Origin of the sequence: Cryobacterium sp. N21, from assembly GCF_002929575.1 — a bacterium.
GTDB classification, from domain to species: Bacteria; Actinomycetota; Actinomycetes; order Actinomycetales; family Microbacteriaceae; genus Cryobacterium; species Cryobacterium flavum.
In genome coordinates this window covers 65,383-89,892 of sequence record NZ_PJJQ01000029.1, presented here as the reverse complement: position 1 = coordinate 89,892, position 24,510 = coordinate 65,383, and the positions used below count along the sequence as shown (strand labels likewise).

Annotated in this window: 21 protein-coding genes, 1 tRNA gene and 1 pseudogene; 11 read left to right on the top strand and 12 right to left on the bottom strand. The window is 63.0% G+C overall.

The window, feature by feature from the left end; all coding sequences use genetic code 11:
* The first annotated feature begins 235 nt into the window (after positions 1-235).
* From CXY77_RS05435 to CXY77_RS05425, 3 genes are all read left to right on the top strand, one after another.
* Positions 236-940, top strand: a complete 705-nt coding sequence (locus tag CXY77_RS05435) for a winged helix-turn-helix domain-containing protein (protein ID WP_092340501.1) — start codon at positions 236-238, stop codon at positions 938-940.
* Between the two features lie 425 nt (positions 941-1,365).
* Entirely contained in the window at positions 1,366-1,827 is a 462-nt protein-coding gene (locus tag CXY77_RS05430) for a MarR family winged helix-turn-helix transcriptional regulator (protein ID WP_369827236.1), read from the top strand.
* Between the two features lie 254 nt (positions 1,828-2,081).
* Entirely contained in the window at positions 2,082-2,780 is a 699-nt protein-coding gene (locus CXY77_RS05425; RefSeq protein WP_092338746.1) for an SDR family oxidoreductase, read from the top strand.
* 2 nt (positions 2,781-2,782) lie between these two features.
* On the opposite strand, the gene CXY77_RS05420 is transcribed toward CXY77_RS05425, so the two are convergent.
* Positions 2,783-4,246: a cryptochrome/photolyase family protein gene (locus CXY77_RS05420; RefSeq protein WP_092338744.1), complete on the bottom strand. Its 1,464-nt coding sequence runs from the start codon at positions 4,244-4,246 to the stop codon at positions 2,783-2,785.
* 398 nt (positions 4,247-4,644) lie between these two features.
* On the opposite strand from CXY77_RS05420, the gene CXY77_RS05415 reads away from it, so the two are divergent.
* Both CXY77_RS05415 and CXY77_RS05405 read left to right on the top strand, forming a co-directional pair.
* Positions 4,645-5,247 carry a hypothetical protein gene (locus tag CXY77_RS05415; protein ID WP_104088144.1) on the top strand — a complete coding sequence of 201 codons (603 nt, stop codon included), beginning with the start codon at positions 4,645-4,647 and terminating at the stop codon, positions 5,245-5,247.
* 768 nt (positions 5,248-6,015) lie between these two features.
* Positions 6,016-6,285, top strand: coding sequence for a hypothetical protein (locus CXY77_RS05405; RefSeq protein WP_092338738.1), 270 nt, complete (start codon positions 6,016-6,018; stop codon positions 6,283-6,285).
* A 147-nt stretch (positions 6,286-6,432) separates the two neighbouring features.
* On the opposite strand, the gene CXY77_RS05400 is transcribed toward CXY77_RS05405, so the two are convergent.
* The 5 genes from CXY77_RS05400 to CXY77_RS05380 all read right to left on the bottom strand — a co-directional run bounded on the left by CXY77_RS05400 (position 6,433) and on the right by CXY77_RS05380 (position 12,138).
* Positions 6,433-7,542 (bottom strand): sugar-binding protein, encoded by a 1,110-nt coding sequence (locus CXY77_RS05400; RefSeq protein WP_092338736.1) that lies wholly within the window; start codon positions 7,540-7,542, stop codon positions 6,433-6,435.
* A 62-nt stretch (positions 7,543-7,604) separates the two neighbouring features.
* A complete protein-coding gene (gene mmsB, locus CXY77_RS05395) occupies positions 7,605-8,945 on the bottom strand; it encodes a multiple monosaccharide ABC transporter permease (RefSeq protein WP_369827235.1) in 1,341 nt (446 codons plus the stop codon).
* Positions 8,945-10,465 (bottom strand): multiple monosaccharide ABC transporter ATP-binding protein, encoded by a 1,521-nt coding sequence (gene mmsA / locus CXY77_RS05390; RefSeq protein ID WP_092338734.1) that lies wholly within the window; start codon positions 10,463-10,465, stop codon positions 8,945-8,947. Before mmsA ends, mmsB begins: the two co-directional genes overlap by 1 nt.
* A gap of 144 nt (positions 10,466-10,609) precedes the next feature.
* Positions 10,610-11,791 (bottom strand): ROK family transcriptional regulator, encoded by a 1,182-nt coding sequence (locus CXY77_RS05385; protein ID WP_092338732.1) that lies wholly within the window; start codon positions 11,789-11,791, stop codon positions 10,610-10,612.
* Between the two features lie 274 nt (positions 11,792-12,065).
* A tRNA-Arg gene (locus CXY77_RS05380) sits at positions 12,066-12,138 on the bottom strand.
* Between the two features lie 163 nt (positions 12,139-12,301).
* Here CXY77_RS05380 and CXY77_RS05375 point away from each other — a divergent pair.
* From CXY77_RS05375 to CXY77_RS05360, 4 genes and pseudogenes are all read left to right on the top strand, one after another.
* On the top strand, positions 12,302-12,835 hold the full coding sequence (locus CXY77_RS05375) for a hypothetical protein (protein ID WP_104088140.1): 534 nt from the start codon (positions 12,302-12,304) through the stop codon (positions 12,833-12,835).
* Between the two features lie 125 nt (positions 12,836-12,960).
* A complete protein-coding gene (locus tag CXY77_RS05370) occupies positions 12,961-13,698 on the top strand; it encodes a flavodoxin family protein (protein ID WP_104088139.1) in 738 nt (245 codons plus the stop codon).
* A 123-nt stretch (positions 13,699-13,821) separates the two neighbouring features.
* Positions 13,822-14,892: pseudogene (locus CXY77_RS21035) on the top strand (carboxylesterase family protein).
* Between the two features lie 105 nt (positions 14,893-14,997).
* Positions 14,998-15,396: a DUF1294 domain-containing protein gene (locus CXY77_RS05360; RefSeq protein ID WP_092338726.1), complete on the top strand. Its 399-nt coding sequence runs from the start codon at positions 14,998-15,000 to the stop codon at positions 15,394-15,396.
* Here CXY77_RS05360 and CXY77_RS05355 read toward each other — a convergent pair.
* Complete coding sequence (locus CXY77_RS05355; RefSeq protein WP_104088137.1) at positions 15,393-15,962, bottom strand: hypothetical protein; 570 nt, start codon at positions 15,960-15,962, stop codon at positions 15,393-15,395. The genes CXY77_RS05360 and CXY77_RS05355 overlap by 4 nt on opposite strands.
* Positions 15,963-16,197: 235 nt before the next feature.
* Here CXY77_RS05355 and CXY77_RS05350 point away from each other — a divergent pair, with 235 nt between their 5' ends.
* On the top strand, positions 16,198-16,680 hold the full coding sequence (locus CXY77_RS05350) for a pyridoxamine 5'-phosphate oxidase family protein (RefSeq protein WP_104088136.1): 483 nt from the start codon (positions 16,198-16,200) through the stop codon (positions 16,678-16,680).
* Positions 16,681-16,731: 51 nt separating this feature from the next.
* On the opposite strand, the gene CXY77_RS05345 is transcribed toward CXY77_RS05350, so the two are convergent.
* The 3 genes from CXY77_RS05345 to CXY77_RS05335 form a co-directional block, all read right to left on the bottom strand.
* On the bottom strand, positions 16,732-19,191 hold the full coding sequence (locus CXY77_RS05345) for an MMPL family transporter (protein WP_369831289.1): 2,460 nt from the start codon (positions 19,189-19,191) through the stop codon (positions 16,732-16,734).
* A gap of 178 nt (positions 19,192-19,369) precedes the next feature.
* The gene (locus CXY77_RS05340) at positions 19,370-20,014 is read right to left on the bottom strand and encodes a TetR/AcrR family transcriptional regulator (protein ID WP_104088132.1); all 645 of its coding nucleotides are present in this window, start codon (positions 20,012-20,014) and stop codon (positions 19,370-19,372) included.
* Between the two features lie 421 nt (positions 20,015-20,435).
* Positions 20,436-21,443 carry a TerC/Alx family metal homeostasis membrane protein gene (locus tag CXY77_RS05335; protein WP_092338718.1) on the bottom strand — a complete coding sequence of 336 codons (1,008 nt, stop codon included), beginning with the start codon at positions 21,441-21,443 and terminating at the stop codon, positions 20,436-20,438.
* 669 nt (positions 21,444-22,112) lie between these two features.
* On the opposite strand from CXY77_RS05335, the gene CXY77_RS05330 reads away from it, so the two are divergent.
* Positions 22,113-22,862 (top strand): GntR family transcriptional regulator, encoded by a 750-nt coding sequence (locus CXY77_RS05330; protein WP_092338716.1) that lies wholly within the window; start codon positions 22,113-22,115, stop codon positions 22,860-22,862.
* A gap of 10 nt (positions 22,863-22,872) precedes the next feature.
* Here CXY77_RS05330 and CXY77_RS20105 read toward each other — a convergent pair whose 3' ends face one another.
* Together CXY77_RS20105 and CXY77_RS05325 are read right to left on the bottom strand one after the other, a co-directional pair.
* The gene (locus tag CXY77_RS20105) at positions 22,873-23,040 is read right to left on the bottom strand and encodes a hypothetical protein (RefSeq protein WP_158252784.1); all 168 of its coding nucleotides are present in this window, start codon (positions 23,038-23,040) and stop codon (positions 22,873-22,875) included.
* 649 nt (positions 23,041-23,689) lie between these two features.
* A complete protein-coding gene (locus CXY77_RS05325) occupies positions 23,690-24,508 on the bottom strand; it encodes a cytochrome c biogenesis CcdA family protein (protein WP_104129775.1) in 819 nt (272 codons plus the stop codon).
* Between the last annotated feature and the right edge of the window lie 2 nt (positions 24,509-24,510).

Genomic DNA, 24,510 nt, shown 5'->3' with positions numbered 1-24,510 from the left:
ACTGCCGCCATGATGATGGCCGGCACCCCCGCCATCCGCTGTTGCCGAATGTGCCGCTAACCGAGACTTCCCCCTAGGCGTCCTGTTCCTGACTGATTTCATTCGTCAGACCGACGCCCCGAGCGCTTGTTTGAAGCACTCGCCCTCCGGCCCCACGGGCCATCCGGAGCCACCACGAAGCAGCGCTTTCGCGCATCCGTCGAGCTCCCTTCGATCGAACAGTCAAGGACCCCTCATGTCTCTCGCACAAATCCACGCCACTCGCCCCGCCCACTTCAACCGCCCCGAGCTGACCCTGGCTCCGCCGGTTGCCGCACCGCGCATTCGCGCCGTACCGACCGGCACCGAGGCTCGCGGCTTCGTGCTCTACGTCGGCATCGACGAGGCCAAGGCGGCCGCAGCCGGCACGAGCCTGAACCGTATCGTTGAGGCGCTCAAGGCCCTGGCCGCCGGCATCGCTCCCTCCGCCGAAACCTATGCCGCCGTCGCACTGGCACCGGAGGGTGCTGGCGGACGCGACGTGGACGTCGTGCGTCTCGCGTTGCAGGACCCGTCCGCACTTGCTGCGCACCGCGCAGAGCCCGAAGAGCTCGACCGCGCTCGCAGCGGTGTAGTCGTCGACATCTCCCGCAAGCGCGTCATCCTCGACAACGAGACGGCCGCGCTGACCTACAAGGAGTTCGAACTGCTGCAGTACCTCGTACTGCGCGAGGGCCGCACCATCGACCGGGCCGAGATCATCTCCGCGCTCTGGAACTCCGCCGATGAAGAAGACACCCCGAACGAGCGCACCATCGACGTGCACGTTCGTCGCCTGCGCTCCAAGCTCGGGCGCTACGAAGACATCGTGCGCACCGTGCGCGGCGTCGGCTATCGCTTCGACCGCCACGCGGACGTCGCCATCCGCCAGTCGACCACGCCGAGCCCCGACCTGTTCTAATCGATCACGCGGGTTTGCGGCGTCGGCTATCGCTTCGACCGCCACGCGGACGTCGCCATCCGCCAGTCGACCACGCCGAGCCCCGACCTGTTCTAAGCCGGTCTGGCGGGCATCGCGTGATGCCGCGTTAACGGACTGAGGGTCAGTCGCAGAGGCTACGACTGACCCTCTTCCCTTGCACCAAGAGTGTCCTGCAATCACATTTCACGTCTTCCGCCACAGCAAACGGTTGACGCACCTAAAACATATAACGAATAGGTAACGGGCGCCACCTTTCGTCAACAAAATCACCTGCGAGTTTCATGCCAAGAACCTGACTGTTGTCCGGCCTGGCAGATGCTGGCCCACGGCCCGCACGGTGCCCGCGCCCCGCTCGAGTCTCTATTCTTGGAGAACGACGTGGTAAACGAGGCAAGGAGGCGCAGGTGGTGGATCGAACGATTGCGGTGGGCGCGTGGGAGTCCCTGTTTCGGGCCCAGGTCGCCATCATGCGCAGTCTGGCGTCGAATTTTCCCTCCAAGGAAATCTCCCTCAATGAGTACGACGTGATGTTCAACTTGTCTCGGCAGCCGGACCGGCGCATCCGCTTGCGTGATCTGAACCAGCACGTGCTGCTGACGCAGCCGAGCGTGAGCCGGCTCGTGGACCGCCTCGTCTCGCGCGGCTATGTGCACAAGCACACCGACCCGACCGACGGGCGCGGCGCCATCATCGAGCTGACCGATGCCGGCCTCGCGCTGTTTCGGCGGGTCGCCGTTGATCACATGAGGTCGATTGCCGAGCGGATCGGAGAGACGCTCAGTGAAACCGAGCTGGAGCAGCTGACCGTGCTGTGCGACAAGCTGCGCATCGATTGTCCCAGCGACGACGGGGCGGGCCAGGGCTAGGCGAAAGGTGGGGCGATGGAACGAGGGCCCTACCCCTCGTCCCACCGAGGCAGTCCCTCGCAGGAATGCCTTCCTCACCGGGCGCCCGAACATTGCCCGGTGAGAAACTCAGGCGCAAGCACGTATCGGATCTTTGAAAGATAAAACGAATACAGACTCGTTGAGTTTTGCTCACGTCTGCCGATCGTATCCCAGCTTGGGGGTGGAAAGCCTAATCTTGCGCAACCACACAGCATCCCGTCTACTCTGACACTATGACTTCTCTCGCCGGCTCATCCATTCTCGTCATCGGTGCCACCGGCGGTTTGGGCCGTGAGATCGCGCGACTCCTGAGCGCGGATGGCGCCCTGCTCACCCTGCACGGTCGCCATCCGGAACGCATCAGCGAGACCGGAATCGCCGGAGCCCCCATCACCGGCGACCTGCGGGATCCGGGCACGGCCGCCCAGCTCGTGGCCGCGGCCCTGGCCGCTCATGGCCGCCTCGACGGAATCGTGAACGCCGCCGGACTCGTCGCCTTCGGACCGATGGCTGAGGTCTCGGACGAAACGATCGATGCTCTTCTGGCGGTCAACGCGACGGCACCCATGCGCCTGCTTCGGGCCGCCTATCCCGCCCTGGTCGAATCCTCCGGCGCGCATCGCGATCCGTTCTTCCTCACTCTCAGCGGCGTGGTGAGCGAGAGTCCGACTGCGAACATGGCGGCGTACTCGGCGTCGAAGGCCGCCCTCGCGGCATTCGGCAAGGCGGCGGGCCGGGAATTGCGGCGGGACGGCATCCGCTTTCTCGATGCCCGACCCGGGCATACCGAAACCGGACTGGCGACCCGGCCGATCCAGGGGTCAGCGCCACGGCTGCCCACGGGATACAGCCCAGCGAATGTCGCCCGTCGCTTGGTCGACGCGATCATCGCCGGCGAGCGCGACCTGCCGAGTACCGCTTTCGCCGGGTAGGCCTACCAGCGGGTGCGCGCACGCTCCTGGGCGACAACCGCGTCGCGGTCCGCGAGCCGCCTCAGACCGGCTAGTGGCTGAGCCATGCGGTGATTACCCCGGATGCGCGGTTCCACGCGATCGAGGAACGCCCAGTAGCCAGCCGTGAATGGGCAGGCCTGTGGCCCCAGCCTGATTTTCGGATTGAACCGACAGCTGCCGCAGAAATCCGTCATCTTCGCAATGTAGGCGCCACCCGAGGCGTAAGGCTTCGTGGCGACTATTCCGCCGTCCGCGTGCTGGGACATACCCACAACGTTTGCCGGCATAACCCACGGCGTTCCGTCGACGAAAGCATTGATAAACCAATCCGACAGCGCCGACGGCTCATATCCCCTCTGAAGCGACCAGTTGCCGAGAATCATCAGACGTTGAATATGATGCGCCCACCCGGTGCGGGACACTTCATCGAGCACGTGACTCAAACACCGCGCTTCGACGGCAGCACCATCCAACTGCAGGAACGCTGGCGGCAGGGGCTCGTGGGCGGCGAGGAAGTTGCTCCGGGCAACGTAGTTCTCACCGAGGTGCCAGTACAGGTGCCAGACCCAATCCCGCCAGCCCATGATCTGGCGCACCACCGCCTCAACGCTCGCCAGCGGCACGCCACCGGCACCGTAGGCAGCGACGACAGCGTCGATGACCTCCTGCGGGTGCAGGAGGCCCAGGTTGAGTGGCACGCTCAGCCGCGAGTGTGCCATCGTACTGTCTCCGGTCAGCGACGCGTCCTCAAAGGGCCCAAAGTCTGACAAACGGGTGTCAATGAAATCATCGAGCGCCGCGAGCGCTTCCGCGCGGGTCGCCGCGAAACGACGCGGACCATCCGCTCCGATCAGGTGCACTCGGCCGTCCCTGACGAGCTCGTCGAGGTCGCGACGAACGTCGTCGTCGATGTCATCCTCCACCGGAGCCCACGGGTCGGGCAGGCCGAGACCGACCGCATTTCGCGGGGGCGCCTGTCGATTGTCGTGATCGAAGTTGAAGCGGCCGCCCTCCGGCTCCGGTCCCCGCATTAGGACGCCCGTTTTCGCTCGCACGTGTCGGTAGAACTGCTCCATCACGAGTCGGGATGCCGGTCGTCCGTCAGCCCAGCGAGCAAAGTCCTGCTCGCTCGTCACAAACCCCCTGCTGGGCAAAACGGATGCCCCCAATTCGGCGACCAGGGCGCGCGCACCCCACGACGTGGGGTTGATCACCTCCAGTTCGCGACCGGCGAGAACGTCCCGATAGTGCTCTGCCCGCAGGAACTCGACGCGATCGCCCAACTCGCGGGCTCGGTGGCGAAGCGCACTCAAGATGAGGTGCGCCTTGGCCCGGTGATACGTGCGACGCTCGAGAACGGCAGACGCCTCAACCAGCACAATCGGCCCGCCGTCGTCGTAGTGCGGGCCGAGTTGGTCAGCGAACAGGAAGCGGGGAAGGGACACGAGACCGATTCTACGTAGGTTGCGTCGGCCTGGCCGGATTCTCACAAAAAAGCCCCGCTCGACGTAACGTCAAACGGGGCTGAATCTGTGCGCCCGAAGGGATTCGAACCCCCAACCTTCTGATCTAGGGTCGTGGTTTTTTCCACTATTGAATACCGATCAGCAGCGTTCAGGTTTAGCGGTTTGATCAGGCTTTTGTGGACTCCCGTTGCCAATTGCGGCACTGCTGCCGCGACGGCGACATCGCCAGCCGCCGTCACGCTTACGGTAGCAAATACGGGATTCGAGCAGTGCGCCCGCCAACATCGGGATTCCAAGACCCATGGTCTCTTCCATGTAAATACGGATATTGCCTTCCGTATTTTTATGAAAAAGGCAATGATGGTGCGACGAAGAACGTGGAGATAGTCTGGCGCACGTTGGCCGACGCCGCGCTGGACGATCAACGAGACTGGGCCAGCATCGGCGCTCTCGCCGACGCGGCTGCCGTAGCGCCGTCCACCACTCATCAGGCGCTGGGCCGACTTCTCGACATCGGAGCTGTTCGCGCCAATTCGCGTCGCGGATACACCGTCGTCTCCCCGGGAAAGCTTCTCGAAGCCTTCGCCGCCCATCGCAGCCTGCGAGCCGACACGATGGTGTCGACAACCCTGCCCGCTACCCAAGAATTTTTGGACGATGTGACGGTCGACTACGCACTGAGCGGCAGCAGAGCTGCTGTGCACTACCTCGGTGGCCGCAACACCGTCGCCGATCTCGGCCGACGGATCGTCTACACCACCCAAGCACTTGCGCAGCCTGACTTTCCTGTGGGCGATGAGGTCATCATCCTCTCCGAAGATCCGGTCGCGGCACGCACCTGGCGCTCCGGATACGCCAGCCTCGCGCAAACCTACGCCGACCTGTGGGCGAGACCGGGATGGCAGGCGGCCGAGTTCACCCGTGCGCTGAAAGCAAAACTATTCGCCGACGCCGATTGGGAGCAACGCACCAGTGCCTAACCTCTACGAAGACGAGCACGGAGTCATCCGCGCACTCGTCGACCGGCTGGGTCACGACCTCGAGCCATCCATCCTCATCGGCGGGTGGGCAACGTTCGTTCGAGTCGGAGGCGAAATCAGTCTCGACATCGACCTCATCACCTCCCAGGATGGGACCCCGAGCTGGTGGTCCGACCTCGAGAAGGTCGTTCAGCCCAGCGCAGAAGCTGACGCACCTCGCCGCGTAAGACGCGGCTATCAAGAACCACAAGGGCGGCGCCTATCTGCGCACCGAAGGGCTGTCTACCTCGCAGATCACGGAGTGGCGCAAGCTGCGTGACGCCGGTGCTCTTGCGGGGAAGAAACCCGGTGAGAAGATTGGCCGGTTAACGCCGGAGCAGGCGGAAATCGTCCGGCTGCGCCGCCAGCTGAGCAAGACCGAGCAGCGTCTGGAAATGACGGGGGTGGCGTTGGAGATCATGTCAAAAATGCACGAGCTACTCGAAAGTCTTTCGAAGAGCTCGCGGGACGAAACACCGTGCGCGTTGCCGTACTGACCGCCTACCGCGAACTGGCCAGCCGAGGAACCTCCACTCGCGTCGCGGCCGACCTGGTCGGGATGCCCCGAGCGACCGCCACCAGGACCTCGCCGCTACCCGCGGCGCCAATCGCGAAATCATGACGCAAATCAACACCAGCAGAGGCCAAACCTGACCACACCAAGCCCACGTGCGCAACATCAGTCGCGCACGTGACGACCACATATTTGTCCTCCGATCTGGGAAAAAAGTGACCGCGAGGTCTCTCGAAACCCCGCAACCCCCAGAGAACCGCCGCCATTCCGGGATCGGCCTGAATACGCCCGCCGACGTGCACTACGGCCTCGCCGAGGCGAAGGCCGTCGAACGTGCAGCGACCCTGGACGCGGCCAGGGCACGCTTCCCCGAGCGATTCAGCACCAGCCAAGCACCAAAGATTCTGACCATTCCCGCGACGGCATGGATCAACAAACCCGCCGACAAACCCGCCGAGAACGACGGGCTCGAACTAGCCGCCTAAACTCCCACTGGCCTCATGCACCTTGATAAATTCCGCTGCGCCCGAAAAACTTCCGCAACCACAGAGCGTCGAGTGCGCGATGGCGTTAACGGGAGAGACCGGCCAGCCCCGAGGGGGGTCGACCGGTCTCTTCGTAACTAACGGGTGCTACTTGGTGAGCTGAGACAGCTCGGGGTTCTCCGCGTACGCCTCGACAGCGTTAGCCGCGGTAACGATGACTGGCGTGAGCAGGTCAGCGGGGACGATCTTGTTGCCATTGTCATAAGACTTGGTGTCGTTGACGGTGGGCTTGTCGCCAGACTGCAAAGCGGATGCCATGGCGATGGCTTCCTTGACCAGCGCGCGGGTGTCCTTGTAGATGGTCGAGTACTGTACGCCGGACATGATCAGCGGGATCGAGGCGGCCTCGGAGTCCTGACCAGTCACGACGGGGAGCTCAGCCTGGCCGGCATCCTGCACCGAGGTGATGATGGCGCGGGCGAGGGTGTCGTTCGGCGAGAGGACGCCGTCGACGGACTCGGTCTGGTACGTGCCCTGCATGAGGGTGTCCATGCGACGCTGGGCATTCTCCGGCTTCCAACCGTCGGTTGCCGTCTGGCCAATGTCAGTCTGGCCGGAGACGATCTTCAGGGTTCCGTCGTCGATCTTCGGCTGGAGTACGTCCATGGCGCCGTTGAAGAAGACCGCGGAGTTCGAATCGTCGGCGGAACCTGAGAAGAGCTCCACGTTGTAGCTGGTCTTGTCCGGGAACTTGGCGGCCATGCCGTCGAGGAGAGCCTGTCCCTGGAGCTGCCCAACCTTGAAGTTGTCAAACGCGACGTAGTAGTCAACGTCGTCGGTGTTCAGGATGAGGCGGTCGTACGCGATAACGGTCACGCCCGCGGCCTTGGCGTCAGCCACCTGGGTGCTGAGCTGCGCGCCGTCCTTGGCGCCGATAATGATGACCTTGGCGCCGTTGGTAACCATGGTGGAGATCTGCTGCTGCTGGTCGGCGACCGCGTTGCTGGCACCGGCGTACTGCACGTCGCCCTTGAAGCCAGCGTCGGCTAGTCCCTTTTCGAAGAGGCTGCCGGCGAGGACCCAGTTCTCACTGGTCTTGTCGGGAAGTGCGACGCCGATGAGGGAGTCGGCGCTGAAGCCACTGGCAGGCGCGTCGGTTCCTGCCGCGCTGCCGCGTCCGGTGTCGGAGGAGCAGCCGGTGAGGCCGAGTGCTGCAACTGCCATGACGGCGGTCGCAGCAAGAAGGATCTTCTTCATGAGGTTGTCTTTCTTTCTGTGTGTGGTGGTGAAGGGTGGAAGTCTGAATCAGTGGGTGAGAATTATTTCTTGAGGTCGGCCGGCACCGCGGTGTCCGGCGTTCCGCCGCCCGGCGTGACCTGCGCTGAGGTGGAGTTGTCGGTTAGCCCTTGGCCGCTCTTGTTGCGCGTCATCAGCCCGATGATCGACGGACGTCCCTGTGACTTGTTGTAGACGTCGACGCCGACGGCGATCAGGAGTACGAGGCCCTTGATGATCTGCACGAGGTCGGACTGGATGCCTTTGAGCGCCAGCCCGTTCGACAGCACGGCCATCACGAGTCCACCGATGATGGAGCCGGCGACGGTTCCGATACCGCCGGAGACCGCCGCGCCGCCAATGAACACCGCGGCGATCGCGTCGAGCTCCCAACCGGTTCCGTCGAACGGTCCGGAGGCCTGCGAGCGAGCGACGAAGATCATGCCGGCCAGCGAGGCCAGTACCGACATGTTCATCATCACGAAGAAGTTGACGCGCTTCGAATTGACGCCCGACAGCTCAGCCGCGTGCTTGTTGCCGCCGACCGCGTAGATGTGGCGTCCGATGGTCGTACGGTTCGTGAGGAACGAGTACGCCACGACCAGCACGGCGAGGATGATGCCGGAAACCGGGAAGCTCGTGCCAACGCGGCCGGTGGCGAACAGGTAGGCGGCCACCAGGACGACGCCGCCGAGGATGAGGACGCGGAGCACGCTGAGCCAGACGGGATCGGATTTCGCGCCCATCACATTGCGGGTGCGGCGGCCACGCACCTCGAGGCCGATGAGGATCAACACGACGAGAATGCCGAGGAGCATCGTGGCATTGTTGACGCCGAAATTCGGCCCGAACTCGGGGAGGTAGCCCTTGCCAATGCCCTGGAAGCCCGTGCCGACGGGCACAGTGGCCGAGTCGCCGATGAACTGGTTGCCACCGCGCCAGATGAGCATGCCGGCCAGTGTCACGATGAACGCCGGGACCCCGATATAGGCGACCCAGAATCCCTGCCAGGCACCGATCAGCGCACCGACAACGATGCCGAGGATAATCCCGGCCCACCACGGGAAGTTCCAGTCCTGCATGGCGAGGGCAACGATGATGCCGGTAAAAGCCGCGACCGAGCCGACCGAGAGGTCGATGTGGCCGGCGATGATCACCATCACCATGCCAATCGCCAAGATCAGGATGTAGGAGTACTGCTGCACGATGTTGATGATGTTGCCGGGCTGCAGCGTCTTACCCCCCGTCCAAATCTGGAAGATGATGATGATGACGACGAGGGCACCGAGGATGCCGAACTGCTTGAGGGAACCACCGCCGCCGAACAGTTTCTTCAGGTCACGGATGTTGGATCGGCCGCTTTTCTCAGTATCGGATGCGCTCATTACGCGACTACTTTCTGTGAGTCCGAGGTCATGCTGCGCATGAGGGTTTCGGGATCGGCCTGGGCGACCGGGAGTTCGTTGGTGATTTTTCCTTCAAAGATCGTGTAAATGCGGTCGGAGACGCCGAGGAGTTCGGGCAGCTCAGACGAGATCATGATGATGCCAGTGCCCCGCGCCGCGAGGTCGCGGATGATCTGGTAGATCTCGGCCTTGGCCCCCACGTCGATGCCGCGGGTCGGCTCGTCGAGGATCAGCAGGTCTGGATCGGTGAACATCCACTTCGCCAGCACGACCTTCTGCTGGTTTCCGCCGGACAGCTTGGTGACACCCTCCTCGACTGTGGGGGTTTTGATGCGCAGGCTCTTGCGATACTCCTCAGAGACCCGCGTCTCCTGCAACTCGTTCACCACGATGCCGCGGGAGATTTTGCCGAGCTTGGCCGACACAATGGAGCGCTTGATGGTGTCGAGCAGGTTGAGGCCGAGCGACTTGCGGTCTTCGCTCACGTAGGCAATGCCGTGGCCGATCGCCTCGGAGACGGTGCGCAACTTGATCTCCTCACCGTCCTTAAAGACCTGGCCGGAGAGGAACTTGCCGTAGGAGCGGCCGAACAAGCTCATCGCGAGCTCGGTGCGGCCGGCACCCATCAGCCCGGCGAACCCGACGACCTCGCCGCGGCGCACGGTGAAGCTCGAATTCTTCACGACGAGACGCTCGGTGGTGAGCGGATGCTGCACCGTCCAGTTGCGCACCTCGAAGAAGACCTGACCGATTTTGGCGGAGTGCTCGGGAAAACGATTCCCGAGCGTACGCCCGACCATGCCCCGGATGATGCGATCTTCGTCGACGCCGTCGGCCTTCACGTCGAGGGTCTCGATCGACTTACCGTCGCGGATGATCGTGATCTGGTCGGCGATCTGCTCGATCTCGTTCAGCTTGTGGGAGATCATGATCGACGAAATGCCCTTACCCTTAAGACCGAGGATCAGGTCGAGCAGGTGCTGCGAGTCGTTTTCGTTGAGCGCGGCGGTGGGCTCGTCGAGGATGAGTAACTTCACGTTCTTGTTGAGAGCCTTGGCGATCTCGACGAGCTGCTGCTTGCCGACGCCGATGTTCTTGACCTGGGTGTCTGGGTCGTCATCGAGTCCGACACGGGCGAGCAGTTCGACCGAACGGCGCTGGGCCTCAACCCAGTTGATGATGCCGCCTCGGCCGGGCTCGTTGCCAAGGAAGATGTTCTCTGTGATCGAGAGCTCAGGGATGAGCGCAAGTTCTTGGTGGATAATGACGATGCCGGCGGCCTCGCTCTGCTTGATGTCGCGGAAGCGCACGACCGAGCCCTCGTAGACGATCTCGCCGTCGTAGGTTCCGAAGGGGTACACGCCGGAGAGCACCTTCATCAGCGTGGACTTGCCCGCACCGTTCTCGCCGCAGATCGCGTGGATCTCTTGGGCTCTGACGGTGAGAGACACCTTGTCGAGGGCCTTCACGCCCGGGAACTCCTTGGTGATGGACTGCATCTCCAGGATGGTGGGGTGACTGTTGTGAGACGTCTCCACGTCTGACCTCCTCGTCTGGCAGGACCACGATATTGTGGCCCCATTTTAGAATCTAAACCCCACGCCCGTTGTCGTCAACTTGTGAACACAAAAACATGGCAACGATCAGCTTAGGGTGGGGTGAATCCCCGAGTGTTGCAGCACGAGCGCCGCGCCGCCGAGTGCCTCGGCTCGCTCGCCCAGCGACGACATCACCAATTCCGTGGTCTCCACGATCATCGGCACGGCGTAGCGCTGGAGTCCGCGGCGGATCGGACTCAGCAGCATCTCCCCCAGATCGGCCAGCGGACCGCCGACAATGATGGTGTGCGGGTTGACGAGGTTGGCTATCGCAGCGATCGACCGGCCGACGGCGAAGCCGGCGTCGTCGACCACGCGGATGGCGCGTTCGTCGCCCGCGAGCACGAGGCGCACGATGTCGCGCGTGCGCACCGGCCGATCGAGGGCACGCGAGAGCATGTCAATCATGATGGCCGTCGAGGCCACCGTCTCAAGGCATCCGCGGTTGCCACAGCGGCACAGGAGTCCGTGCTCATGGATGGGAGTGTGGCCGATTTCACCGGTCAGACCGATGTGTCCAAGGAACGGTCTTCCGTTGAAGATGAGGCCAGCGCCGATGCCGGTGCCCACCTTAATGAAGACGACGGTGGGCGTGCCGGCGTGCGGACCCCAGGTGGACTCGGCTAGGGCGCCGAGGTTGGCGTCGTTCTCGAGGTACACCGGCAGCTCGAAGCTCTCCTCCACCATTCTGACCGTGACGCCGACCCACTCGGGCAGGATGGCACCTTTGACGACGGTGCCCGTGCGGCTATCGATGGGCCCGGGCACGCCGACGCCCACGCCGAGCACGGCCGAGCGTTGCACGCCAGCTTGCAGGAGCGTGGAGGTGAGCAGGTTGGCTGCGATGTCGAGCGCCTCGGCCGCCGTGTAGCCGAGCGGGATCTCGACGTCCTTCTCGCCGATCACCCGGTAATCGACCGTGGCCACGATGATACGCACGTGGCGGCGCCCGAAATCAATTCCGACCGAGACCGCGCCGTCGGTCGACTTCAGGCTGACCAGCTGGGCACGCCTGCCGGAGCTCGTCGTGGGCGACGTCGAGACCAGTCCGCGCTCGACGAGCACTTTGACGATGTTCGAGACCGTGGCGTTAGAGAGCCCCGTATTGCGGGCGATATCGGCCTGCGTCGTGGGTCCGGAGGAGACCAAGTTGGATAGGATTCGCTGTTGGTTCGACAGTCGTAGGGCGCTCTGCGACCCTGGGTTCCTTGTTGGTCGAACCGGCATGTATCCAAGAGTGCCGCATTTTGACGATGTCGTCAATAAATGAACGCACATGTGGCCTTGTCATCGACAATGACATGACCACGTTGCAGAGGAGTACCTGTTTCGTGAGATTTTGAACGTTCTTCGCTGAGCTCCCGTCAGCGAAGGAACCCGCCGGTTTGAGGAAGTTTCGCTCTACCCTTGACGGGGTACTATTCCAACCCTCGTTGCAAGGCGTGTAAACGAAAAAACCCCGCCTTACAGGCCTAAGGCCTGATGAGACGGGGGCTACCTGTGCGCCCGAAGGGATTCGAACCCCCAACCTTCTGATCCGTAGTCAGATGCTCTATCCGTTGAGCTACGAGCGCATGCCAATCTCGCGAACTGTAACGCCCGGAGACAACTTGAAAACTATACCAGCTATCGAGGACTTCCCGTTCCATCCGGGTGGGCAGCAGGGTGCCGGCGCCGATCTTTTAGCGCCATTGGGCTGTCGATGTTCAAGAGATTTCTGGGAATGACTCAGATTCGATGGCGCTTTTCGGGGAAAGTGTTCACCTGAGGCCAAATCGATACCCACAAAGGGGGGGCGTAACCGACCTGGTCGCGCCGACCACGACCGGCTCAAACAGCACGCTCGGCGGCACACAGATTCTCGCGAATCTGGCCGCGCCGGTCACGGTGCAGGGCAACGCGATCAGCGTGGGGGGCGGTTCCAAGTCCGAGGGGGCAACGAACGCTTCATCGACCCCGGGCGGGGCTACCGCCTCCGTCGCTTCGACCACCACGGGAACCGACAGCTTTCTCGGTGGCACTCAGGTCGTGCCGCTCACGCTCCTCGGCACCGATTCATCCGCACGAGGCACGGGTAATTCTTCTCTCGCCGCGCTGCGACTGACGCCGCTGTTCGGGTCAACGCTGGCCGGTTCCACCCTGGCGAGCACGGGAACAACGCCACTGCCATTCCTCGCGCTGGGCCTCCTTTTCGCCCTGGCCGAACTTGGCCTGGCCGGTCGTGGCCTGATTGCACGCGGCCTGATTGCGCGTGGAGGTGGCACCGCCTAGCCAGCAGCATCCGCTCATGGCCGCCGGACGCTTCGACCACCAGGTAGAATCGCCCGGTTGTGGCGCGCCCGCGACGCCAAAATCAACCCCTGTCATCCTTTCGAGTCGAGTGATTTAATAACCGGGTGAACAAGACGAGCCCCGCCGAACGAGAATCCTTTGACTACTCCGGCCTGCGAGCAGTCTTCATCAACTGCACCCTCAAGCGCAGCCCGGAGGTCAGCAACACCCAGGGCATTGTCGACCTCAGCGCGCGCATCATGCGGGAGCAGGGCGTGCAGGTCTACCTGATTCGCGCCATCGACCACGACATTGCCACCGGCGTCTACCCCGACATGACCGACCACGGCTGGCAAACGGATGCCTGGCCGTCGCTGTTCACGACGGTGCAGGCTGCCGACATCCTCGTTCTGGCCGGGCCAATCTGGCTCGGCGACAACGGCTCGGTGACCAAACGCATCGTGGAACGGCTCTACGCCCACTCGGGCGAGTTCAATGACAAGGGCCAGTACATCTTCTATGGCAAGGTCGGCGGCGCCATCATCACCGGCAATGAAGACGGCGTGAAACACTGCTCGTCGAACCTGCTGTACAGTCTGCAACACATTGGCTACTCGATTCCTCCCGCCGCCGACAGCGGCTGGATCGGCGAAATAGGCCCAGGCCCGAGCTATCTCGACGAGGGCTCCGGCGGCCCGCAGAACGACTTCACCAACCGCAACACCACCTTCATGAGCTGGAACCTCATGCACCTCGCCTCAATCTTGAAGAAGAACGGCGGCATCCCGGCTTTCGGCAACCTGCGCCAGGACTGGGACCGCGGCGAACGCTTCGGGTTTGAGCCGAACCCGGAATATAGGTAAGAGTCAGCAGCAAAATTCAACAGATCGGGGAACCCAGTGGCACTCCAAACACTTTCGACAGAGTCTTCCCTGGTTCCACCTGTACCCGCGCCGAGCGCGCTCGACGTGCGCGTCACCGGCGGCATGGTGCGCGGCATCCGTGAAGGTGCTGTTCTGGCGTGGCGCGGCATTCCCTATGCCGCTCCGCCGGTCGGTGATCGACGCTTTCGCGCTCCGCAGCCCGTCATCGCGTGGCCGGGAGTGCGGGACGCCTCCCGCTACGGCGACGTCGCCCCGCAGCCGTAACGCGGCCAGTTCAAGGGAACCAGCCCACGCGTGCGCTCCAGCGAGGACTACCTGACGGTGAACGTGCTCTCCCCCGCTGTTCCCCGGCGCAAGCGGCTGTCGATTTCCGTCATGGTGTTCGTGCACGGCGGCGGCTACAACACCGGTTCTGCCCAGGATTTTCCTGGCCAGGGCGAGGGCTTCGTGAGCAGTGGCCGCGTCGTCTACGTGAGTTTGATTTACCGACTCGGCGCCCTAAGATACCTCGACTTCAGCCGGTATTCCACGCCGGACCGCCCGATTGAGAACAATCTGGGGTTGCGCGATCAGGTGGCCGCCCTCGAGTGGGTGCGAGCGAACATCCGCTCATTTGGCGGCACCTTCCTGCCGGAGCATCCGTTCGACGCTTTTCGCGACGGCCGCGCCCACCGGGTACCGCTGATCATCGGCACGAATGATCGCGAGGGTGCGTTTTTTCGCGGCCGGGCCAACGTGCTCCCCCGCTCGCCGTGGCGTATCCAGGCCCTGTTCAACCACGCCCCCGAAGATAGCCACGACGAGATGCGGGCCGCCTATCCTGGCCTGCCGATCAGCCGCGCCGCCGCCGATTTCGGGGGTGACTATGCCTTCTGGTATCCGAGCATCGTCGTCGCCGGGTTGCACTCTCGGTTCGCCCCCGTGCATTTCTACCGCTTCGACATCGCTCCGCGGCTCATGCACCTGCTCGGGCTCGGGCTCGGGCTCGATGCCACGCACGGCATTGAAATGTATGCCCTGTTCGACCAGGTCGACTCCCCGTTCGCCCGCACGATGACGGCGCTGGGTGGCCGGGAACCGTTCAGTCGAGCCGGCGCCGGCACTGGCTGCACTTCGCCTGCACCGGCATCGTCGAGAGCAACTCGCCGCGGTATACCGAATCAGATCGCCTGACCCTGATCATCGACGTCGTCGACCGGGTCGAAGCCGACCCCCGCAGCGAGCGCCGGCGCGTCTGACAACGGTTTCTGCCGAACCTGTAGCACCTAGCATGGGGTCATGGCCATCACCCGCTCCCGCCGTGCTGCGGGACGCGGGAGCTACCTCGCGATTGCCGCTTTTGCCGTCGTCTATCTGGTCGGCGCCGTGTATTGGCCCCGGCCGCTCTGGGTGGCCGGGGCGTACCTGGTCACCAGCATGATTTGTTTTGCCGTCTACGCGATCGACAAGCGTCGCGCGCGGTTCGGCGGGTGGCGGGTGTCGGAACGCACCCTGCTGTTCTGGGGTTTCATCGGCGGTTGGCCCGGCGCCATCGTGGCGCAGCAGGTACTGCGCCACAAAACCCAGAAGAAGAGCTTTCGCGAGGCGTTTTGGGTCACGGTCTTCTTCAACGTCGTGCTCTTCGTCGTCGTCAGTACGCCCACGTTCGACCGGCTGGTCGCCCAGGCGATCAACTAGTATTCGTTGAACTCCGGGCTGGTCGCCGCGTCGTGTTTGGCCCTCAGAATGGCGAGGTTGATCAGCACGAACGCTTCCAGGCGTTCGCCGCGATGTTCGGCATAGTCGGGCTCGCGCTGATCGACGGCCAGCTCGATGAGCTTCGACGAGACCGCCGAGCTGACCTCTTCGCTTGCTGACCGCTGCGCACTCGACACGATGCGGGCCACCTGGTCGTTGTCATCGGCAACAGCGTCGAGGGCGAGCGTCAACCGTTCGTGCACGCGAAATCTCAGGGCAAACTGCTTGAGATCGTGGCGTTGGTCATCGGTAAAGCTCAGGCGCCACTTCATCGCTGCCAGGTCGCGGCCCATTCGGCTGACCCGCCGGGCATACTCCTCGTTCTGCCGAGCCAGCCGATGCAGTTCGCTGCGGGCGTTGTCGGCGTACCGCCCGGAGTCGTAGTCGAAGTGCTCCCGCAGTGCCCCCACGATGATGTCGTTCTTCACGGCCATTCGTACGGCCGACAATGCGATCAGCAGGCCTTCGTCAACCGTGCGCTCGAGGTCGGGCAGCTCAGCGTTCACGTCGGGTTCACTGACGTGTTCGTGAGCGTCAGCACGACGCCGGGACCGATTCCAAATGATTGCGCCACCACTTCCTCGTGCAGGTGAATTTCATTTTATCCTGCCCCGCGAATCGCCTCCGACCGCCAGATCACTCGACTACTTCACCATCCCCCGCTCGCGCGCAAATTCACAATCTGGGTACGGTGGACGCCGATGGCGCAGGTGCGCCACGACCGATGAAGAAGGAGCAACGATGAGTGACCCGCGTGATGTGCAGAAAGTAGCAAAACTGGTCAAGGAGTTTCGTTTCGCCATGCTCACCACGACGAGCCCGGGCGGCAAGCTCGTGGCTCGCCCGATGACGGTACAAGAGGTCGAGTTCGACGGTGACCTGTGGTTTATCGCTACCCGCGATTCGCACACCGTGACGGAGATCGGTTCTGATCCGGTCGTGGGAGCGTCTTTCGCCTCCAACGACACCTGGGTTTCCCTCTCGGGAACCGCGGAAATGATCGACGATTCGCAGAAGGTGGCGGAATTGTGGAACCAGTGGGTCGAAGCGTGGTTCCCGGAGGGTCCCGAGGACCCCAACATTGTGCTCATCAAATTCACCGCGGACGGCGCGGAATATTGGGACACCCCTGGAGGGCGCATCGCCTCCGTGATCAGCCTGGTCAAGGCGAAAGTCACGGGCCAGCCCTATGACGGGGGCGAGAACGACAAGGTCGACCTCTAGACACCGTGCAGGTCGGGCGACAGACCTCAGGTCCGTCGCCCGACCGCCCGGCTAGACGATCGGTGTCGTGACGCGCTCGGGTTCGCTCGGCAGGGGCACCGGGTGCGTTCGCTCGAGCGACCCGCCCTCCACATCCACGTTGGGCAGGATGCGGTCGAGCCACTTCGGCAGCCACCAGGCCGCGTCACCGAGCAGGTGCATTACGGCCGGGATGATGAGCAGCCGCACCACGAACGCGTCGAGCAGTACGCCGATGCCGAGCCCGAAGCCGATCGACTGAATCATCACCGAGTTCGAGAAGATGAAGCCGGAGAAGACCGAGGCCATGATGAGCGCGGCCGCGATCACCACGGTGCGCCCGGCATGAACCCCGCGCTGCACGGCCAAGCGCGACGAGGCACCGTGCACGTACGATTCCCTCATGCCGCTGACCAGGAACAGCTGGTAGTCCATGGCAAGCCCGAACAGAACACCCACGACGAGGATGGGCAGGAAGCTCAGGATAGGCCCCGGGTCGTGGATGCCGAACACCGCCCCGAGCCAGCCCCACTGGAAGACCGCCGTGATTGCGCCAAACGCTGCGAACAGCGACAGCACGAAACCCAAAGTCGCGGTGATCGGTACCAGGATCGACCGGAACACGAAGATCAGGATGATCAACGACAACCCGACGACAACGAGAAGGTACAGCGGAAGCGCTGCGGCCAGCTTCTCGCTCACATCGATGTTTCCCGACGCATTGCCGGCCACACCGAGGGAGGTGACACCGTCGATGTCCAGACCGCGCAGGTCCCGCACGAGTTGCTCGGTCGATTCGCTGGTCGGCCCCTCAGCCGGAATGACTTGGAACGCGAGCAGCAGGTCATCATCGGAGGCTCCGATCGGCGCGACCGCGACCACGTCGTTCTCCGCCTTCAGCGCGGTTCCGATACGTACCTGTTCCGCGAGGAGCGCATCATCCGTTATAGCGGTTTCGAGGTCTGCAACCACGAGCAGCGGGCCGTTCACGCCGGCACCGAACTTCTCGTCAGCAATTTTGTAGGCCTGGTACGCACTCGAGCTCAGCGGTTCCGACGAGCCGGCGGGCAGTCCGAGGCGCATGGACAGCGCGGGCATAGCCACGATGAGCAGCACGATGATGCCCACGACCACGGTGACGACCGCTCGCACCGTATTCATGGGCTTGGACGGAACCTTGGCGTGGTGCTCGGCGTGACCGACCTTGGCGCGGGCTTTCCTAGTGAGAATCTTCGCGCCGACCAGGCCCAGCACCGCCGGCGTCAACGTGATCGCAATGAGAATGGCGACGAAGACGCAGACGGCGCCAACCGTGCCCATGAGGCCGAGGAAGGGGATACCGGTGAGGTTGAGTGCGAGCAGGGCGATCAGAACGGTGGCACCGGCGAACACGACCGCGTTGCCGGAGGTGCCGTTGGCCAGCCCGATCGATTCCTGCACTGGCAGGCCGTTGCGCAGCTGGGTTCGGTGCCGGTTGAGTATGAACAGTGAGTAGTCGATGCCGACCGCGAGCCCAAGCATCACACCCAGAACAGGTGTGACCGAGAGCATCTCGACGGTTCCCGACAGAGCGAGCGAGGCGAGCACTCCGACGCCCACGCCCACGAGGGCATTCAGCAGCGGGAGTCCCGCGCCGATCAGCGTGCCGAGCATGACCCACAGCACGATGGCCGCAACGATCACGCCGCCGATCTCGCCCGGACCGAGAATCTCGGGAATGCTGGAGGCAATGTCGTTGGAGACTTCAGCCGTGACGCCGTCGATCCCCGCGTCGGTCATCTCAGCGACCACGGCTTCTTTCGACTCGGCCGGAACCAGGTTGAGCGGGGTGTCGAACTGCACGCTCGCGACCGCGGTGGTCGCGTCGGTCGATACCTGACGGATGCCGGAGGCCAGGTCGAGCAGGTCGGCTCCCTGCTCGAGCGTGGTGCTCTGGGAGGCGAGTGCGGTGCGGCTCGCCGTGAGTGTCGTCTGCTGGGCAGCAATCGCGTCTGTGCCCGCATCGATCTGCGCCTGCTGCGCGTCCAGCGTCGACTGGGCGGCGGCGAGTTGTCCCGCTGCCTCGGCCTGCGCGCGGCTGGCATCGAGCTGCGTCTGACCGGCCTTGGCCTGGGCCGTCGCCGCGTCGATCTGCGCCTGCCCCGCGTCGAGCTGCGCCGTTCCAGCAGCGATCTTCCGGCGACCGTCGACGACCTGCTGGGTCTGATCGTCGATCTGGGCCTGGGTATCGAACGGGTTCGTCGCCGCTTTCACGTCGGCCAGGTCGACCGTGCGCGTGAGCAGGTCGCCGATTGCGGTCTTTTGCGCGTCCGTGAAGGCGGAGTCATCCGTCGTGGTCAAGATGACGGTGCCACGGCCGCCGCTGGCGGAGGGAAACTTGGCGGCAAGTTCGTCGCTGACCTTCTGAGTCGCGGTGCCCGGGATGCTGACGGACGACGTGAGGGTTCCGCCGAAGAGGGCGAATGCACCCACAGCTAGGCCAAGAATGACCACCCACGAAACGATGACTAACCACGCTCGGCGAGCGGAAAACCGACCGAGTCGGTAGAGAAGCGATGCCATAATCTCAAGTTCTTTCTGCAGGTCGGGTTGTGGTCGGGTGACCGGAGTGGCGTCTCGCGTCGCATCATCGGGAATCGAGCTGTGGGGTCGAGCAGGCAAGTCGAGTACTTCAGTTGGAAGGTGCGTAGCCGGTGCGGACGGTGACCATGAGGCGGTCGAGCAGTTCGTTCCACACTGCGCGCGACGAGGCGTCGAGTGCGCCGCCCGTTCGGACCAGCCAGTGGGCGGATACGATGGCGATGCCGTTCATCACCGAGCTGACCAGAATCGCAACTTCGAATTCGTCCATTGCGCCCGTACGAGCGGCGATCTCGGTCGAGAGCTGTTCGGTGGTGCGCGTGAAAACATCGCTGATGCCGTGTTGGGATCGACCGTTCTCGCCCTCCGCGTTGAGTACCCCCGCTAGATACGCGACGACCGGCGGCAGATCGATGTTGCGAAGGGCCGTCGTGAGTTCGTCGAACAGGCCTTCGCGGCTGCCATCGCCTGCTGGAGTCGATGCTGTCGCTGCACGAAATTCATCAACGGTGGCGCTGAGAACCCGGGTGCAGGTGGTCATGATCACGTCGTCGAGTGATGCAAAGTGGTTGAAGACGGTGCGCCTGGAGACGTCGGCGCGCTCGGCAAGCTCGTCAACGCTGAATTGCGGTTTACCACGTTCGCGGATGAGCGCGTCAGCGGCATCCAGAATCGCCTGGCGGTACCGTGCCTTGAGTTCGGCACGGCGGTCGGGGGCGGTGTTCTGAAACGTCACGTGCTTACACTAAGTGCAACGACGCACATAGTGCAATCAGCGTGGCAAGCTCCCAGCTTTGGCGATTATCTCGCCATTGTTGGTCGAGATCTTCGACCGATGACCCAGACACGGAGGCTGGTTCGGAGCCGATGTCGACCTCCGTGCAGGGATCGGGAGAACATCATTGGAATGCCAATCATCGGGCTCGCCGTCAGATTGGCGGCAAGCGGGTGCGGTCGTGGCGAAGCACCACCAACCCGACCGGTCAGCCGCCGTCCCCACACGAACCCATTGCGTCTGACCAAACATTTTCTCTGCTATTGAGGGTGGCATACCGTGCCTGCTGCCCACATGGCGTAGTCCAGCGAATAGAAGGCGGATGTGCTCAACAGGTTGGGGTAGCGGGCTCGCCGGCAGGTTTTGCGAGCTGCCTAGGTGCTCAACGGTCGCTCACCTCGGCGGCAACGGGTTCGGTGACGGGGGCTCGCTGGCCTCTGGTCTTCACGAGACTTGCGACGGTAGCCACCGCAATCGTGGTGCCGATGAATACTAACGAGAACCAGATCGGGATGTCGAAGGCCCAGGGCACCGGTTGGCCGCCGTTGATGAACGACAGCTCGTTGAGCTTGAGCGCGTGCAGCACGAGCTTCACTCCGATGAATGCGAGGATCACCGCGAGTCCCTGAGCCAGGTAGACCAGGCGCTGCAGCAGGCCGCCGATGAGGAAGTACAGTTGGCGCAGACCCATGAGGGCGAAGGCGTTCGCGGTAAAGACGATGTACGCCTCGTCGGTGAGGCCGAAGATCGCTGGGATCGAGTCGACAGCGAAGATCAGGTCGACGAAGGCTATCGCGACTAGCACGAGCAGCAGGGGGGTCACAAACCGGCGGCCGTCCTTCAGGACCGAGAGTTTGTCGCCGTGATACTCGTCGGTCACGGACAGGTGACGCCTGACAAACCGCATGAGACGGCCGTTGGCCGGGTTCGACTCGCTATGCGTGAAGGCCTGGCGGTAGGCCAGCAGCAGCAGCAGCGCTCCGAAGAGGTAGAAGATCCAGGAGAAGTTCGCGATCAGGGTCGCGCCGACCGCGATGAAGACTCCGCGCATGACAAGTGCGAGCGCGATGCCGATCAGTAGAACCTTCTGCTGATAGGCGCGCGGGACGGCGAAGGCCGTCATGACGAGCAAGAACACGAAGAGGTTGTCTATCGAGAGGGCCTTTTCGGTCAGGTAGCCGGCGAAGTACTCACCGCTGAAGGTCCACCCCGAGACGATGCCGATTCCGACGCCGAACATCAGCGCAAGGCCGATGTAGAAGGCCGACCACCAGGCGGACTCCCGGATCGTCGGCTCGTGCGGGGTTCGCACATGTGCAAAGAACTCGAATACGAAGAAGGCGATCGTGACGAGGATAGTGATGGTCCAGATGAGCAGGGACACGTTCATCAGGGGGCTCCAATCTTGACGCTGATACGACGTCAAGGTCTTTTCCATTCCCGCGAACGAGAACCGGTGGCCCGGGATGCACCAAGCATCCGTAATGACGAGCCGACCGTGTCGGAATACTCCCCTTGCTGATATGAGGATACGGGGATCGACTGACCCGAGTCTGAGGATTTGCCGCAAGCACCGCATTTCGGTGAGCGTGAACAGGGCAAAGGAAAACCCCTGAGTCCCAGTGTTCACGGGATTCAGGGGTTCGAATGGCTGCGGGTAGTTCACGTAATTCCTAATTCGCATTGTTGGCGCGGGACTCGGAGGTCGTGCCAGATCACTTTTCCATCACATCGCGGAATTAATTCCACGGGCGCGGCCATCCGAAGCGCCCGAAGCCGGTTGTGGAAAGTCCGACGACCAGCGGGCTGCAAAACCGGACCCTAAGGCAGGCAACCCGCGAAAGCGGCCCGGCACTGGCCCTGTTTTCGATCCGCACGAGATCGACGCAGAGCTCGAAGCCCGTGACGTCCACCCATCCAGCGCCCCACCCAATCCCACGATATTGACCGGCATTTCGTGGCAGCAACGTCGAATAGGTGTTACGACCCACACTCGTAGTGCACGCAAGGGATAATTGCATTTTGGCGCACCTATTGCCCGAGGAGAAGCGGAACTCACATGTCAACTGCGGCTGAAGCAGACCGGGCACGACTGGCCAGATTGCCTGGCCAGCCACTCTGGTTGCGCGTCCATGACGACATTCTCAACCGGATAACCTCGGGCGAATTCGCGGACACGTTCCCCGGTGAAATTCAACTAACCGCGGAATATCAGGTGAGCCGGAGTACCGTTCGACTTGCGCTGAACCCTCTGCGTCGAGAGGGGCTGGTTTCATCAAGTCGGGGTAAACGCCCGGTGGTGCACGTCAACCACGGCGAAGAACATCGCTTTGGGCCGGTTTACAGCTTGTTTGCGGCAGTTGAGGCCTCTGGGATGAGGCAGCACAGCGAGTTGATCCGGTGCGAGATCCGTGTCGACGCGCGGATTGCTGACCGGCTCGACCTGCCCGGCGACGCTCCGCTGGTCAATATTGAGCGCCGTCGTTTCGCTGACGACTATGTCTTTGCCGTTGACAGCGCCTGGCTGCCTGCCGATCGCGCTGCCGGTCTTCTCGACGTCGATTTCAGCAACACTGCTCTCTATCAGGAGCTGACGCTCCGGTGTGGGATCACGCTGGATGGCGGACAGGAGACCCTGACAGCGATTACCGTTACCGCCGAACAGGCGCGAGTTCTTGACTGCCCGGTCGGCACTGCCGCTTTCTTCATTGAACGGTGTGGTCGTGCGGCGGGACGTCCGGTGGAATGGCGGGAGACTGTCGTCCGTGGCGACCGTTTCGCGGTCACCACATCATTCTCACCCCGGTGATCTTTAGTCTTTATCGGTCAGCCTCAAGACCGTCGAGCTGAGGGATGGCCAGGACGTACTCGTAGGGGTCCCGGGTGGGAAAGAGCCCGGTTCCGTTAGGGAGAACAGCCATCGGAATTCGTTCCTGACCGCGTTGCTGCTGGTGACCGTCGGACGAGGTGATCGTAACGTTTCCCATCCCGCCACGAAGGTAATCACTTTGTCAGAGGCAGATACCGGGGCAGTGGCGCTCTCCAGAACATGCTCCCACAGCGTTCCGGAGTCCGGATCAATTGCGGTGAGCATCGTCGCCCCGTCCGGTGGACGGAAGGAGGACACGGCGAGGTTTTCTGATGACTCGTTAATGATTGACGGTCCGGCCAGATGCCCCGAAAATTCCGCGAGAATAGCGCCAGTTCTCGGATTGTGGGCGCTCACGACTGTGTCGCCCGCGGGGTTGACCCAGTCCAGAAAGACAATACCGCCCTGAGATGCGTTGACGGCACCCGAGACCGCTGAGGAAGATTCGACGTCCGTGGGGCGTGAGAGTGCGTTCGCGTCCCAGTGTATTTCTCCGGTGGTGGTGTCGACAGCCGTGAGTACGCCTGCCGTCTCGATGAGGCCGGTGCCATTACTTCCCTACTCGATCGCTGACGCTCCCGTCGCGTCTTCGGCAACACTGACAGTACCGTCGTGCGCGCTGAGCATGACCGCGGGCGAGACGTCGTCGGAGACACAATGAGCGCCGAGCTGCGACTAAGGTCCGGAACACGCGGCCAGCAACACAACGCTAACGAGCGTGGCGGCTGCGGCTCCGGCAGCGCGTCTCATTCTTGCTTTTGAGGTATTCACTGCCGGCGCGTGCGACGGTTCCGAGCCGCGTAGGCCAGCGCGATGAGGCCCAGCACGACGATCGCGGCGATCCCGAATCCCAAATTGGTCACGAGTGAGGACATATCGAGTACCCAGGCCTCGGTAGCGAACTGATCTCCGATGGTCAAAACTCCGCCGAGGCTCGCGGTACCGTCGGTGAGGAACAGGAAGACTCCGATCAGGATTGACAGGATCCCGGATACGATCATCAACCACGAGTTCTCCCATCGTCCGATAGTGAGCATCCGGGGGCGCAGCCAGCGACTCTTTCCCAGTGAAAGTCGGTCCCACAACAAGGCGAGCACGATCAGGGGCGCTGCCATGCCGAGCGCGTAGATCGCTAAGAGCACTCCCCCGTAGACGGCGTTACTGCCGAGGGCGGCCACCGTAAGCACCGATCCAAGGATAGGACCTGCACACACTCCGGCTACTCCGTAGACAGCGCCGAGGACGTAGACCGATACCGCCGAGGTCCCTTCGGCCGCGCCGCCGCGGGTGAAGGTGGGAAAACGTAGTCCAGAAATTTGGATGATACCCATCAACACCACGAGCAATGAGGCGATCCCGACGAAAGCCGTGCGATTTTGCGTGACAAACACTCCGACCGTGCCAGCCAGCACTCCCAGCGGCACCAACGTGGTAATCAGACCCAGATAAAACAATCCGGTACGGGCAAGCAGCTCGGACGGCTTCGCGAACGCGTAGGCGAAGAACGCAGGAAGAAGCATGACCGAGCAGGGGCTCAAAAGTGTCAGCATCCCACCGATCAGGGCGCCAGCGTAGCCAATATCCATGT

Coding starts and splice junctions, on each gene's coding strand:
- CXY77_RS05330 (WP_092338716.1), top strand. CDS start 22,113: ATGTCAACTGCGGCTGAAGCAGACCGGGCACGACTGGCCAGATTGCCT.
- CXY77_RS05360 (WP_092338726.1), top strand. CDS start 14,998: ATGGCCATCACCCGCTCCCGCCGTGCTGCGGGACGCGGGAGCTACCTC.
- CXY77_RS20105 (WP_158252784.1), bottom strand. CDS start 23,040: ATGGGAAACGTTACGATCACCTCGTCCGACGGTCACCAGCAGCAACGC.
- CXY77_RS05375 (WP_104088140.1), top strand. CDS start 12,302: ATGGCGCTTTTCGGGGAAAGTGTTCACCTGAGGCCAAATCGATACCCA.
- mmsA (WP_092338734.1), bottom strand. CDS start 10,465: ATGCAGTCCATCACCAAGGAGTTCCCGGGCGTGAAGGCCCTCGACAAG.
- CXY77_RS05385 (WP_092338732.1), bottom strand. CDS start 11,791: ATGCCGGTTCGACCAACAAGGAACCCAGGGTCGCAGAGCGCCCTACGA.
- CXY77_RS05335 (WP_092338718.1), bottom strand. CDS start 21,443: ATGAACGTGTCCCTGCTCATCTGGACCATCACTATCCTCGTCACGATC.
- CXY77_RS05425 (WP_092338746.1), top strand. CDS start 2,082: ATGACTTCTCTCGCCGGCTCATCCATTCTCGTCATCGGTGCCACCGGC.
- CXY77_RS05435 (WP_092340501.1), top strand. CDS start 236: ATGTCTCTCGCACAAATCCACGCCACTCGCCCCGCCCACTTCAACCGC.
- CXY77_RS05350 (WP_104088136.1), top strand. CDS start 16,198: ATGAGTGACCCGCGTGATGTGCAGAAAGTAGCAAAACTGGTCAAGGAG.
- CXY77_RS05325 (WP_104129775.1), bottom strand. CDS start 24,508: ATGGATATTGGCTACGCTGGCGCCCTGATCGGTGGGATGCTGACACTT.
- CXY77_RS05400 (WP_092338736.1), bottom strand. CDS start 7,542: ATGAAGAAGATCCTTCTTGCTGCGACCGCCGTCATGGCAGTTGCAGCA.
- mmsB (WP_369827235.1), bottom strand. CDS start 8,945: ATGAGCGCATCCGATACTGAGAAAAGCGGCCGATCCAACATCCGTGAC.